This window comes from Pseudomonas sp. NyZ480 (assembly GCF_029537255.1).
Classification (GTDB): domain Bacteria; phylum Pseudomonadota; class Gammaproteobacteria; order Pseudomonadales; family Pseudomonadaceae; genus Aquipseudomonas; species Aquipseudomonas taiwanensis.
Genome location: NZ_CP120626.1, coordinates 1,615,570 through 1,627,753 on the forward strand (window position 1 = coordinate 1,615,570; position 12,184 = coordinate 1,627,753).

Here is a 12,184-nt window from a genome sequence, read left to right on the forward strand (position 1 = left end):
TGCGCAGGCCCCTTCAGGCCCCGGCTCGCAGGCGATAGGGACGGTCCAGGCAACAACTTCCTGTGAACCCACAACGGCAGCCCAACACGGCTGCCGTTGTCGTTATAATCCCCGCCAATCGTACTACCCACAGGTTTCAGGTTCTTGGACATCATCGATACCGCCGCCTCCGAATCGGCCGCCGAAGGCTTCACCCGCATTGCCCTGGGGGTGGAATACAAGGGCTCGCGTTACCGTGGCTGGCAGCGTCAGGCCAGCGGCGTGCCCAGTGTTCAGCAGGCGCTGGAACAGGCACTGTCGAAGGTCGCCGACGAGCCGATCACAGTGGTCTGCGCCGGGCGTACCGACGCCGGTGTTCATGGTTGCGGCCAGGTCGTTCACTTCGACACCCGCGCCGTGCGCGATGAGCGGGCCTGGACCTTGGGCACCAACTTCAACCTGCCCCATGACATCAGCGTGGTCTGGGCACGGCCAATGCCGGCGGACTTCCATGCCCGTTTCAAGGCCACTGCCCGGCGTTATCGCTACGTCATCTACAACGACCCGATTCGCCCCGCGCACCTGGCGGAGGAAGTGACCTGGAACCACCGCCCGCTGGATGTGCAGCGCATGGCCGAGGCCGCCCAGTGCCTGCTGGGCACCCACGACTTCAGCGCCTTCCGTGCCAGCCAGTGCCAGGCCAAGTCGCCCATCAAGCACATCCATCACCTGCGGGTGACCCGCCATGGGCAGATGATCGTGCTGGATGTGCGCGCCACGGCATTCCTGCATCACATGGTGCGTAACATCGCTGGCGTGCTGATGACCATCGGCGCTGGCGAGCGGCCAGTGAGCTGGGCGCGGGAGGTGCTGGAGGGGCGCAATCGACGCGAAGGTGGTGTCACGGCGCACCCTTATGGGCTGTATCTGGTACAGGTCGAGTACCCGGAGGCGTTCCCGTTGCCGCAACGTTACATCGGTCCACACTTTTTGACCGGCTACGAGGCCTTGGCAGACTGACGGGTGAAAAGTCATTTGCTACCATCTGGCCTTTAACCGATCACTCAGGGTTCGCAGTCCATGAGCAACGTTCGCAGCAAGATATGCGGCATTACCCGCATTGAAGACGCACTCGCGGCCGCCGAGGCTGGCGCCGATGCCATTGGCTTCGTCTTCTATGCCAAGAGCCCGCGTGCCGTGGATGTGCGCCAGGCGCGCGCCATCATTGCCGAACTGCCACCCTTCGTGACCACGGTCGGGTTGTTCGTCAATGCTTCGCGCTGCGAGCTGAACGAGATTCTCGAGGTGGTGCCGCTGGACCTGCTACAGTTCCACGGCGATGAAACACCTGCCGACTGCGAGGGTTACCATCGCCCCTGGATCAAGGCCCTGCGCGTGCGCCCGGGGGATGATCTCGAGGCGGCCTGCCAGCTTTACGCAGGGGCGCGCGGCATCTTGCTGGACACCTACGTGGCCGGCGTCCCTGGTGGTACCGGCGAGGCCTTCGACTGGTCGCTGGTGCCGGCCCGGCTCAGCAAACCGATCATCCTGGCAGGCGGTCTGTCGGCGGAAAACGTCGGCCAGGCCATCGCCCAGGTACGGCCTTATGGGGTGGATGTCAGCGGTGGGGTAGAGCAGGCCAAAGGCATCAAGGATGCCGCGAAAATCGAAGCCTTCATGCGCGCGGTCAAGCAGGCATGAAGGTGGATGTGACGGCAGGCCGAGCGCCATCGTCCATAGCTATCGCAGCCCTGCGGGGCGACCGCCGGAACATCCGCGGTCGAATGACAAATTGAAGGTGGAGCGGTGCGCAGCCAGGCCTGCGACCGGTCCGTCATCGTTTCGTAGAAGAATGTGAGCTCAAGGGCAAGGCAAGGCCGGCTTGGCCGGTCATTGCCCGCCGATACTGGAGAAAGAAAGCATGAGCAACTGGTTAGTCGACAAACTGATCCCTTCGATCATGCGTTCCGAGGTGAAGAAGAGCTCGGTGCCTGAAGGCCTGTGGCACAAGTGCCCGGCTTGCGAGGCCGTGCTGTATCGTCCGGAGCTGGAAAAGACCTTGGATGTCTGCCCCAAGTGCAACCACCACATGCGCATCGGCGCTCGCGCCCGCATCGACATCTTCCTCGATCCGGAAGGTCGCGCAGAACTGGGTGCCGAGCTGGAGCCGGTCGACCGCCTGAAGTTCCGTGATGGCAAGAAGTACAAGGACCGCCTGGCGGGCGCGCAGAAGCAGACTGGCGAGAAGGATGCGCTGATTTCCATGAGCGGCACCCTGATGGGCATGCCGATCGTGGTCAGCGCCTTCGAATTCTCCTTCATGGGTGGCTCGATGGGCGCCATCGTCGGCGAGCGTTTCGTCCGTGCGGCCAACTACGCCCTGGAAAACCGTTGCCCGATGGTCTGCTTCTCGGCCTCCGGCGGTGCACGCATGCAAGAAGCACTGATCTCGCTGATGCAGATGGCCAAGACCTCGGCTGTGCTGGCGCGCTTGCGTGAAGAAGGCATTCCGTTCATTTCCGTGTTGACCGACCCGGTCTACGGGGGTGTTTCCGCCAGCCTGGCAATGCTCGGCGATGTCATCGTTGGTGAGCCGAAGGCACTGATCGGCTTCGCCGGTCCGCGCGTCATCGAGCAGACCGTGCGCGAAAAACTGCCGGAAGGCTTCCAGCGCAGCGAGTTCCTCCTGGAGCACGGCGCTATCGACCTGATCATCCCTCGTGGCGAGCTGCGTCCGCGCCTGGCTCGTCTGCTGGCGCAGATGACCGGCCAGGAAACGCCAGCACAGGCGCGTGAGGCGGCTGCGGTCGCGTGATGACAGAGCGCAACCTGGGCGAGTGGCTCGCCTACCTCGAACAGTTGCACCCTACGGCCATCGACATGGGGCTGGAGCGTTCGCAGAAGGTGCTTGCCCGGCTGGCGCTGGGCAAGCTGGCGCCACGCGTGGTGACCGTGACTGGCACCAATGGCAAGGGCTCGACCTGCGCCTTCGTGGCGTCGATGCTGCGTGCCCAGGGGCTGAAGGTGGGCGTGTACAGTTCGCCACACCTACTGCGCTACAACGAACGGGTGCTGATCGACGGCCATGAGGCCAGCGATGAGCAGCTGTGCGACGCCTTCGCCGCTGTCGAGGCGGCGCGGGGCGAGATTTCCCTGACCTATTTCGAGATGGGTACCCTGGCCGCGTTCTGGTTGTTCCAGCGCTCGGCACTGGATGCCGTCGTGCTTGAAGTGGGGCTCGGTGGCCGTCTGGACACCGTGAACGTAGTCGATGCCGATCTGGCGTTGGTGACCAGCATCGGCGTGGATCATGTCGACTACCTGGGCGATACCCGCGAAAAGGTGGCGTTCGAGAAGGCCGGTATCTTCCGCGCTGGCAAACCGGCGCTGTGTGGTGATCTGGACCCGCCGCAACCGCTGTTGGACAAGGCCGTCGAGCTGGCGGCGCCGATGTTCCTGCGTGGCCGCGACTTCGACCTGGCCAGCGCCGATGACGCCTGGCATTGGCGGGGTACCGCCGCCGATGGGGTGCAGGTTGAGCTGCGCAATCTGCCATTGCTCGATTTGCCGATGGAAAACGCCGCCTTGGCCTTGCAGGCTTACCTGCTGATGGGGTTGCCATGGGATGCCGGGCAGCTTCGCCAGGCGTTGCTCGACACCCGCATCACCGGGCGTCTCGATCGTCGTTCGCTGATCTGGAAGGGTAAGCGCGTCGAGTTGCTGCTGGACGTCGGGCACAACCCTCACGCTGCCGAGTACCTGGCGCAACGTCTGGCGGCTCGCCCGCCGCAAGGACGTCGTCTGGCGGTGTTCGGCCTGCTTGCCGACAAGGACCTGCCGGGTGTTGTCGCGCCGTTGCAGGGCTTGGTCGATGACTGGGCGGTGACGCCGCTGGCGACCCCGCGCAGTCGTCCGGCCGCCGAGTTGCTCGCAGCCTTGACGAACCTCGGCGCGACGGTGAAGTCTTACGCCAGTGTTGCCGATGCCCTGGAAGGGCAGTGCGCGCACGTGACGTCGAATGACCAGATTCTGCTGTTCGGTTCGTTTTTCTGTGTCGCCGAGGCCCTGGAATGGCTGGAGCGGCAGGCCCCGGAGGCTTGATTAGATGGCTGTGCTGGATAAAGGGATGAAACAGCGTATGGTCGGTGCGCTGGTGTTGGTGGCATTGGCAGTGATCTTCCTGCCGATGCTGTTCACCCGCGAGGATGAAATGCGCCAGGTCCAGGTTGAGGCTCCGCAGGCGCCGGCCATGCCGACCTTGCCGCAAGTGCAGGTCGAGCCGGTTGCCGTGCCGGAGCCGCAACCTGTGCCGGAAGAGCCTCAGCCAGCGCCGGTGGTGGTCAATGAGTCCACTGCGCCGGTCACCACCCCAAGCCAGCCGATCACGCCTTCGCCGCAGACCCAGGCCCAGACCAAGGCACAGACGCCAGTGCCGGCGCCTGCGGCTGCACCGGTTGCCAAGGCTGAAACCCGACCGGCGGCTTCTCCCGCCCCGGCACCAGCCGCTTCGGCACCCTCGAAGATCGACGTTAATGGCCTGCCGGTGAGCTGGTCGATCCAATTGGCCAGCCTGTCCAACCGCGCCGGTGCCGAGAGTTTGCAGAAAACCCTGCGCAGTCAGGGCTACAACGCCTACATTCGTTCGGCCGGTGGCATGAACCGGGTGTATGTCGGGCCAATGATCGAGCGTGCGGAGGCCGAGCGCCTGCGTGACACGATCAATCGGCAGCAGAACCTCAAAGGCTTTGTGGTGCGCTTCCAGCCGGAGCGCAGCTGATTTTGCCGGGGCTGCCTTGCAGCCCATCGCCGGCAATGAGTGCATCGCGAATCACCCTGACATTCCGCTTACCCCAAGCCCGCCGCTCTGGTAAAATGCGCCGCCTCAAACGTCTGCAGGCAGCACCGTGGCATTTACCTGGGTTGATTGGGCGATCATTGCGATCATCGCCATTTCCTCACTGATCAGTCTCAAGCGCGGCTTCGTCAAGGAAGCCTTGTCCCTGCTCATCTGGATCATTGCCGGGGCGGTCGCCTGGATGTTCGGTGGGTCGCTCTCGGTGTATCTTGAGAGTTATATCCAGACCCCCTCGATGCGCACGATTGCAGGCTGCGCCATTCTGTTCGTCGCCACCTTGCTGGTGGGGGCCATGATCAACTTCCTCATTGGCGAGCTGATCCGAGTGACCGGGTTGTCCGGCACCGATCGTTTCCTCGGCATGGCGTTCGGCGCCGCGCGCGGGGCCTTGCTGGTGGTGGTGGCCATCGGGCTGCTCAGCCTGGGGCCGGTTCAACAAGATAGCTGGTGGCAGGAATCACGCCTGATACCACAGTTTCTATTGGTCGCTGACTGGTCGAAAAACCTGATCATGGGTTTCACCGGTCAGTGGATGTCCAGTGGTGTGATCAGCGCACCGGCTGATCTTCCGTTCAAGGAACAGTTGCTCGGGCCCACCAAGCCCTGAGTGCTATTCACTCAAGTTTCATCAAAGTAGGGGTTGCGTCGCATGTGTGGCATCGTCGGTATCGTCGGTAAGTCGAACGTCAATCAGGCGCTGTATGACGCGCTAACGGTCCTCCAGCACCGCGGCCAGGACGCTGCCGGTATCGTGACCAGCCATGACGGCCGGTTGTTCCTGCGCAAGGATAATGGCCTGGTGCGCGATGTCTTCCAGCAGCGCCACATGCAGCGCCTGATCGGCCACATGGGTATCGGTCACGTGCGCTACCCGACCGCGGGCAGCTCGACCTCGGCTGAGGCCCAGCCGTTCTACGTCAACTCGCCGTACGGCATCACCCTGGCACACAACGGCAACCTGACCAACGTCGAGCAGCTGGCCAAGGAGATCTACGAGTCCGACCTGCGTCACGTCAACACCAACTCCGACTCGGAAGTGCTGCTGAACGTCTTCGCCCATGAGCTGGCGGTGCGCGGCAAGCTGCAGCCGACCGAAGAGGACGTGTTCGCTGCGGTTTCCCACGTGCACAGCCGTTGCGTGGGTGGCTATGCGGTGGTGGCGATGATCACCGGTTACGGTATCGTCGGCTTCCGTGACCCGAACGGTATTCGCCCGGTGGTCTTTGGCCAGCGTCATACCGACGAGGGCGTGGAATACATGATCGCTTCGGAAAGCGTTGCCCTCGACGTGCTCGGTTTCACCCTGATCCGCGACCTGGCGCCGGGTGAGGCGGTGTACATCACCGAGGAAGGCCAGCTGTACACCAAGCAGTGCGCCACCAATCCGCAACTCAAGCCGTGCATCTTCGAGCACGTTTACCTGGCCCGCCCCGACTCGATCATGGACGGTGTCTCGGTGTACAAGGCGCGCCTGCGCATGGGCGAGAAACTTGCCGAGAAGATCCAGCGCGAGCGCCCGGATCATGACATCGACGTGGTCATCCCGATTCCGGACACCAGCCGCACCGCGGCGTTGGAGCTGGCCAACCACCTGGGCGTCAAGTTCCGCGAAGGTTTCGTCAAGAACCGTTACATTGGCCGTACCTTCATCATGCCTGGCCAGGCTGCGCGCAAGAAATCGGTCCGTCAGAAGCTCAATGCCATCGAGCTGGAGTTCCGTGGCAAGAACGTCATGCTGGTCGACGATTCGATCGTGCGTGGCACCACCTGCAAACAGATCATCCAGATGGCGCGCGAAGCTGGCGCCAAGAACGTCTACTTCTGCTCCGCAGCCCCTGCGGTGCGTTACCCCAACGTCTACGGCATCGACATGCCGAGCGCTCACGAGCTGATCGCCCACAACCGTACCACCGAGCAGGTGGCCGAGTTGATCGGCGCCGACTGGCTGGTCTACCAGGACCTGCCAGACCTGATCGAATCGGTCGGTGGCGGCAAGATCAAGATCGAGCACTTCGATTGCGCGGTGTTCGACGGTGAATACGTCACCGGCGACATCGACGAAGCCTATCTGGACCGTATCGAACAGGCCCGCAACGATGCGGCCAAGGTCAAGAATCAGGCAGTCAGCGCGATCATCGACCTCTACAACAACTGATTTGGGAGCGACGGCATGACGGATCAATGGGATGCCGGACGACTGGACAGTGACCTCGAGGGTGTCGGTTTCGACACCCTGGCGGTGCGCGCCGGTCAGAGTCGTACACCGGAGGCCGAGCACAGCGAAGCGCTGTTCCTGACCTCCAGCTATGTCTTCCGCACGGCTGCCGATGCAGCCGCGCGCTTTGCCGGTGAAACCCCGGGCAACGTCTATTCCCGCTATACCAACCCCACGGTGCGGGCGTTCGAAGAGCGCCTGGCGGCCATGGAAGGCGCTGAGCAGGCCGTGGCGACTTCAACGGGCATGTCGGCGCTGCTGGCGGTGGTCATGTCGCTGTGCAGTGCAGGCGACCACGTGCTGGTCTCGCAGAGCGTATTCGGCTCGACCATCAGCCTGTTCGAAAAGTACTTCAAGCGATTTGGCGTACAGGTGGACTACGTGCCGCTGGCGGACCTAGGCGGTTGGGAGAAGGCCCTCAAGGCCAACACCAAGCTGCTGGTCGTCGAGTCGCCGTCCAACCCTCTCGCCGAGTTGGTGGACATCAGCGCCCTGGCCGAAATTGCCCATGCCCACGGTGCCTTGCTGGTGGTGGACAACTGCTTCAGTACGCCGGCGTTGCAGCAGCCACTGAAACTGGGTGCCGACATCGTCTTCCACTCCGCCACCAAGTTCATCGACGGCCAGGGCCGTTGCATGGGCGGCGTGGTTGCTGGCCGTGCCGAGCAGATGAAGGAGGTGGTGGGCTTCCTGCGCACCGCCGGGCCGACGCTCAGCCCGTTCAACGCCTGGATATTCACCAAAGGCCTGGAAACGCTCAAGTTGCGCATGCGCGCCCACTGCGAGAGTGCCCAGAAGCTGGCCGAATGGCTGGAGCAACAGGATGGCGTGGAAAAGGTGCATTACGCCGGGCTGCCGAGCCACCCGCAGCACGCGCTGGCCAAGCGCCAGATGAGTGGCTTCGGTGCAGTGGTCAGTTTCGAGGTCAAGGGCGGCAAAGAGGGCGCTTGGCGCGTCATCGACGCTACCCGGATGATTTCGATCACCACCAACCTGGGCGACAGCAAAACCACCATCGCCCACCCAGCCACCACCTCCCACGGTCGTCTGACGCCGCAGGAGCGTGAAGCGGCGGGCATCCGCGACAGCCTGATCCGGGTTGCCGTTGGCCTTGAAGACGTGGCTGATCTGCAAGCCGATCTGGCGCGTGGTCTGGCGGCGCTGTGATCGACTGGAAAGGCGGTGGGCCGGGCCATAACGGCCGGGTAGCCCTGGTGACCGGGGCCGCTCGCGGTATCGGCCTGGGCATTGCCGCCTGGTTGATTTGCGAAGGCTGGCAGGTTGTGCTGACCGACCTTGACCGCAAGCGAGGGGCCAAGGTGGCCAAGGCACTTGGGGAAAACGCCTGGTTCATCACCATGGATGTCGCCGACGAGGCCCAGGTGAGTGCCGGGGTGTCCGAAGTGCTGGGTCAGTTTGGCCGCTTGGACGCCCTGGTGTGCAATGCGGCGATTGCCAATCCGCACAATCAGACGCTGGAAAGCCTGAGCCTGGCCCAGTGGAACCGGGTACTGGCGGTCAACCTCAATGGCCCGATGCTGCTGGCCAAGCACTGCGCACCCTATTTGCGTGCGCACGCAGGGGCCATCGTCAACCTGACCTCGACCCGTGCGCGGCAATCGGAGCCAGACACCGAAGCCTATGCCGCCAGTAAAGGCGGTTTGCTGGCCTTGACCCATGCTTTGGCCATGAGCCTGGGACCGGAGATTCGTGTCAACGCGGTAAGCCCTGGCTGGATCGATGCGCGAGACCCTTCGCAGCGCCGTGCCGAGCCGTTGACCGAGGCTGACCATGCCCAGCATCCGGCGGGCAGGGTAGGGACCGTGGAAGATGTCGCGGCGATGGTGGCCTGGCTGCTGTCGCGCCAGGCGGGTTTCGTCACCGGCCAGGAGTTCGTGGTCGATGGTGGCATGACGCGCAAGATGATCTACACCTGAACCGCACTGCGACAGGGAAGGGGACCGAAAGGTCCCCTTTTTTGTTTCTCTAGCGGATCACTGCAGGAGCCGGCTTGCCGAAGATGGGCTCGCAACAGGCAGGCAAAACCCCAGGGACCGGCAAACTGTTTTTTGCCCTTTTTGAAAAAAAATTCAATGGGGGTATTGACTTAGCTTCGGCACCTGCGTAAATTTCGCGGCCTCAGCGAAGCAAACGCAACAAGCAACATCGCGGGGGTGATTAGCTCAGCCGGGAGAGCATCTGCCTTACAAGCAGAGGGTCGGCGGTTCGATCCCGTCATCACCCACCACTTCCTGAGATTGTTCCTGGTGCAGGCCGCTTTGAAAGAAGCGAAACGCCAGAGAGGAACAGGACGCAAGTCCACTATGCGCAGCGGTAGTTCAGTCGGTTAGAATACCGGCCTGTCACGCCGGGGGTCGCGGGTTCGAGTCCCGTCCGCTGCGCCACTTTTTCAACAGATGGGTGCCTTGCACCGGTCTGAAGCCAAAAGGCGAAAATGCCTGAGGCTGATCCCAGTTTCAATCAGGCGAAAGCCTGAACGATACGCAGCGGTAGTTCAGTCGGTTAGAATACCGGCCTGTCACGCCGGGGGTCGCGGGTTCGAGTCCCGTCCGCTGCGCCATCTTCGTTTCGAGGTCCTTGAACGCCTCGAAGCAACAAGGGAAGCGATCATCGTGTCGCTTTTTTTGTGTCTACCGCTGGGTGCCAAGCACCAAGCAGAGTAGATCAGGAGATCAGGTTTTACCGGGCGCAAGCCCAAGCGATACGCAGCGGTAGTTCAGTCGGTTAGAATACCGGCCTGTCACGCCGGGGGTCGCGGGTTCGAGTCCCGTCCGCTGCGCCATCTTCGCCTCGAGGTCCTTGAACGCCTCGAAGCAACAAGAAAAGCGACCTCAGGGTCGCTTTTTTTGTTTTTGGCTTTGGCAGTGCTCCGTTGCACCTGCGGCCGAATTTACAAGAAGCTGACACACTCTTCACCGATGAACGGTTTCAGTCACTGCCCAGTGTGTTGCACAATAGACACCTTCTCGACTTACCCGGAATTCGCAATGACCAGATCATCCGTCTTTGGTGCGCTCGGGCTGGCCCTAGTGCTGGCGGGCGTGTCCGGTTGCTCTTCGAAAAAAGCCGCTATCTACGAACACGAGAACTTCGACGACTCGGGAACCTTCTCGCGCAGTTTCCCGGTGAGCGATGCCGGCTCCTGCGAGGCTGCACGGCGTGCCTTGCTCAGCCAGGGCTACATTATCACCAGCAGTGGCGCCAATCAGGTCACGGGCAACAAGAGTTTTCAGCAGAACAGCGAAAACCACCTGCAGATCAGCTTCAACATCACCTGTGCGCCCGATGTGAGTGACGATCAGCGTTCGACCATGTTCGCCAACGCCCTGCAGGACCGCTACAGCCTGAAGAAGTCCAATACCTCCGCCAGCTTGGGTGTCGGTGTGCTGGGCTCGGTTTCCATGCCGATCGGTTCGAGCGACGACTCGATGGTCAAGGTCGCCAGTGAGACGGTGACTGCAGCGCAGTTCTATGATCGCTACTTCGCCTTGGTCGAGAGCTACCTGCCAAAGCCGAAGAAGGTCCAAAAAGCCCAGAAGGCGAAGGTCGAGGCGCCCAAGGAAGAAAAGCCCGCAGCTGACCTTGGCTTGCCGGAGCAGGCATCCGCCGCCCCAGTGGTTGCCCCGCCGCCCGCCGCCGCCCTTCAGGCTCCCGCTGCGGCGCCGTTGGCTGCACAGGCGCCAGCCTCTGCCAACGTTGCACCTGCCAGTGAAGTCCAGGCGACCCCGGTAGTCGATGACAGTCAGGGCTCGCAGCCGGTCGCGCCGCCCGCGGAACCTGCGCCGATCCAGGCGCAGACTCAGGACGCTGCCAGCGCCACCGAAACAGCCACGTCTGCGGCCACACCCACTGTTACAGAAGAGCAGCGCTAACTTCCTGAACACCTGCTACGTTTACCCTTCATGGGAGTTGTCATCATTCCTTCACCTTTCCTGCTTAGGTTGAAGGCATGACCAACGAAAATGAAAGCATGAAGAGGACGCAGGGCAATGGATGATTATCAGGAAGAGCTACTCGAGTACCAGGCTTACGAACTGGACACCCCAGAGCCGGCGGACGACGCCACCGAGCTTTAACCCGCGTGACGTTGGCTACGCCGGAACGTTCCCGGCGTCATGCCGGTCCATCGCTTGAACGCGCGTTGGAAGGCTTCGGCTGACGCAAATCCCAACAAATAGGCAATCTCGCCGAAGGCCAGTTCCGTGTCGCGGATATAGGTCTCGGCCAGGTCGCGCCTCGTATCGTTGAGCAGGCTGCGAAACCCTGTGCCTTCCTCCGCCAGCTTGCGGCGCAAGGTCCAGCAGGGCAGTTGTAGGTGCAGTGCTACCTCTTCCAGGTCGGGTTCACGGCCACCGTTGAGCAAGGGCCCCAGCAAGTGAGTGATGCGTTCGCCCAGGCTGCGCACTCGCGTGCGCTGCTGCATCTGCGCTTCGCACAGTTGCAGCAGGTGGTGCCAGGTGCTCGGGCAATGGTGCGGGTTGACAAGGTCCAGCGTGGCCTTGTTCAGGCGCAGTTGATTGCTGCTGGCGCCAAACTGCACGGCAGTGCTGCACAGTGGCTGGTAATGGTCTGCGTAGTCAGGCGCCTCGAACTCGATCTCCAGGCGTTCGGCCTGCAGCGGGACGCCAGCCAGCCCCGCAAGTTGAGCCAGCCAGCCGGCCAGCAGCGAATCGACCACGAAACGGTTGTAACCGTTGTAAGGGCTGATGGAATAGAAACGCAGCCAGGCGCCGTACGGGTCCTCCAGGAAACTGGAATGGCCCCGGTAATTGGCAGCATACAGCGGTTCGAAACGCAGCAAGGTGCGCGCAGCTTCACCCAGGGTGGGTGCCTGCGCGGCCGTGACACCCGCAAGCCCGGCGTGCGAGAGGTGGCTCAGACGGCCCATGTGCAGGCCTAGTGCCGGCTCGCCGGTCAGCTCGATGGCCGCATGGCCCAGATGCATGTAACGCGGGATCGACAATCGCGCATTGGCTTCGCCCAGGCGCGTGGTGTCCAGTCCGTAGCGCAGCAGCAAGGGCGCGGGATCATGGCCCAATTCGCGCAGTGCCTGCGCCAATGGTTGGACGAAGCCTACCGACAGGTCTCCCAGGCGCACACGGGGGCGTGGCATG

General features: G+C 62.6%; 11 protein-coding genes and 4 tRNA genes. 14 read left to right on the plus strand and 1 reads right to left on the minus strand.

Going from position 1 to position 12,184, the window contains the following annotated elements; translation table 11 throughout:
- The first annotated feature begins 144 nt into the window (after nucleotides 1-144).
- From truA to P3R38_RS07445, 14 genes are all read left to right on the plus strand, one after another.
- Nucleotides 145-999, plus strand: coding sequence for a tRNA pseudouridine(38-40) synthase TruA (gene truA, locus P3R38_RS07380; RefSeq protein WP_023379444.1), 855 nt, complete (start codon nucleotides 145-147; stop codon nucleotides 997-999).
- Nucleotides 1,000-1,059: 60 nt separating this feature from the next.
- Complete coding sequence (locus P3R38_RS07385; RefSeq protein WP_023379445.1) at nucleotides 1,060-1,680, plus strand: phosphoribosylanthranilate isomerase; 621 nt, start codon at nucleotides 1,060-1,062, stop codon at nucleotides 1,678-1,680.
- 220 nt (nucleotides 1,681-1,900) lie between these two features.
- On the plus strand, nucleotides 1,901-2,794 hold the full coding sequence (gene accD / locus P3R38_RS07390; protein WP_023379447.1) for an acetyl-CoA carboxylase, carboxyltransferase subunit beta: 894 nt from the start codon (nucleotides 1,901-1,903) through the stop codon (nucleotides 2,792-2,794).
- A complete protein-coding gene (gene folC, locus P3R38_RS07395) occupies nucleotides 2,794-4,080 on the plus strand; it encodes a bifunctional tetrahydrofolate synthase/dihydrofolate synthase (RefSeq protein WP_023379449.1) in 1,287 nt (428 codons plus the stop codon). The genes accD and folC overlap by 1 nt, the downstream gene beginning before the upstream one ends.
- Before the next feature lie 4 nt (nucleotides 4,081-4,084).
- Nucleotides 4,085-4,756: an SPOR domain-containing protein gene (locus P3R38_RS07400; RefSeq protein ID WP_023379450.1), complete on the plus strand. Its 672-nt coding sequence runs from the start codon at nucleotides 4,085-4,087 to the stop codon at nucleotides 4,754-4,756.
- 127 nt (nucleotides 4,757-4,883) lie between these two features.
- Nucleotides 4,884-5,441 carry a CvpA family protein gene (locus tag P3R38_RS07405; protein WP_023379452.1) on the plus strand — a complete coding sequence of 186 codons (558 nt, stop codon included), beginning with the start codon at nucleotides 4,884-4,886 and terminating at the stop codon, nucleotides 5,439-5,441.
- Between the two features lie 42 nt (nucleotides 5,442-5,483).
- On the plus strand, nucleotides 5,484-6,989 hold the full coding sequence (purF, locus tag P3R38_RS07410) for an amidophosphoribosyltransferase (protein ID WP_023379454.1): 1,506 nt from the start codon (nucleotides 5,484-5,486) through the stop codon (nucleotides 6,987-6,989).
- A gap of 15 nt (nucleotides 6,990-7,004) precedes the next feature.
- Nucleotides 7,005-8,216 carry an O-succinylhomoserine sulfhydrylase gene (locus P3R38_RS07415; protein ID WP_023379456.1) on the plus strand — a complete coding sequence of 404 codons (1,212 nt, stop codon included), beginning with the start codon at nucleotides 7,005-7,007 and terminating at the stop codon, nucleotides 8,214-8,216.
- Nucleotides 8,213-8,986 (plus strand): SDR family oxidoreductase, encoded by a 774-nt coding sequence (locus tag P3R38_RS07420; RefSeq protein WP_023379457.1) that lies wholly within the window; start codon nucleotides 8,213-8,215, stop codon nucleotides 8,984-8,986. The genes P3R38_RS07415 and P3R38_RS07420 overlap by 4 nt, the downstream gene beginning before the upstream one ends.
- Before the next feature lie 235 nt (nucleotides 8,987-9,221).
- Nucleotides 9,222-9,297, plus strand: a tRNA-Val gene (locus P3R38_RS07425).
- Nucleotides 9,298-9,377: 80 nt separating this feature from the next.
- A tRNA-Asp gene (locus tag P3R38_RS07430) sits at nucleotides 9,378-9,454 on the plus strand.
- Between the two features lie 99 nt (nucleotides 9,455-9,553).
- Nucleotides 9,554-9,630 (plus strand) — tRNA-Asp (locus P3R38_RS07435).
- A 145-nt stretch (nucleotides 9,631-9,775) separates the two neighbouring features.
- A tRNA-Asp gene (locus tag P3R38_RS07440) sits at nucleotides 9,776-9,852 on the plus strand.
- A 205-nt stretch (nucleotides 9,853-10,057) separates the two neighbouring features.
- Complete coding sequence (locus P3R38_RS07445) at nucleotides 10,058-10,942, plus strand: DUF2242 domain-containing protein (RefSeq protein ID WP_023379469.1); 885 nt, start codon at nucleotides 10,058-10,060, stop codon at nucleotides 10,940-10,942.
- A 200-nt stretch (nucleotides 10,943-11,142) separates the two neighbouring features.
- Here P3R38_RS07445 and P3R38_RS07450 read toward each other — a convergent pair whose 3' ends face one another.
- The gene (locus P3R38_RS07450) at nucleotides 11,143-12,183 is read right to left on the minus strand and encodes an AraC family transcriptional regulator (RefSeq protein ID WP_277686958.1); all 1,041 of its coding nucleotides are present in this window, start codon (nucleotides 12,181-12,183) and stop codon (nucleotides 11,143-11,145) included.
- Nucleotide 12,184 lies beyond the last annotated feature (1 nt).

Excerpts from the sequence above, each read along its gene's own strand:
- P3R38_RS07385 (WP_023379445.1), top strand. The coding sequence starts at position 1,060 with ATGAGCAACGTTCGCAGCAAGATATGCGGCATTACCCGCATTGAAGAC.
- accD (WP_023379447.1), top strand. The coding sequence starts at position 1,901 with ATGAGCAACTGGTTAGTCGACAAACTGATCCCTTCGATCATGCGTTCC.
- folC (WP_023379449.1), top strand. The coding sequence starts at position 2,794 with ATGACAGAGCGCAACCTGGGCGAGTGGCTCGCCTACCTCGAACAGTTG.
- P3R38_RS07400 (WP_023379450.1), top strand. The coding sequence starts at position 4,085 with ATGGCTGTGCTGGATAAAGGGATGAAACAGCGTATGGTCGGTGCGCTG.
- purF (WP_023379454.1), top strand. The coding sequence starts at position 5,484 with ATGTGTGGCATCGTCGGTATCGTCGGTAAGTCGAACGTCAATCAGGCG.
- P3R38_RS07415 (WP_023379456.1), top strand. The coding sequence starts at position 7,005 with ATGACGGATCAATGGGATGCCGGACGACTGGACAGTGACCTCGAGGGT.
- P3R38_RS07445 (WP_023379469.1), top strand. The coding sequence starts at position 10,058 with ATGACCAGATCATCCGTCTTTGGTGCGCTCGGGCTGGCCCTAGTGCTG.
- P3R38_RS07450 (WP_277686958.1), bottom strand. The coding sequence starts at position 12,183 with ATGCCACGCCCCCGTGTGCGCCTGGGAGACCTGTCGGTAGGCTTCGTC.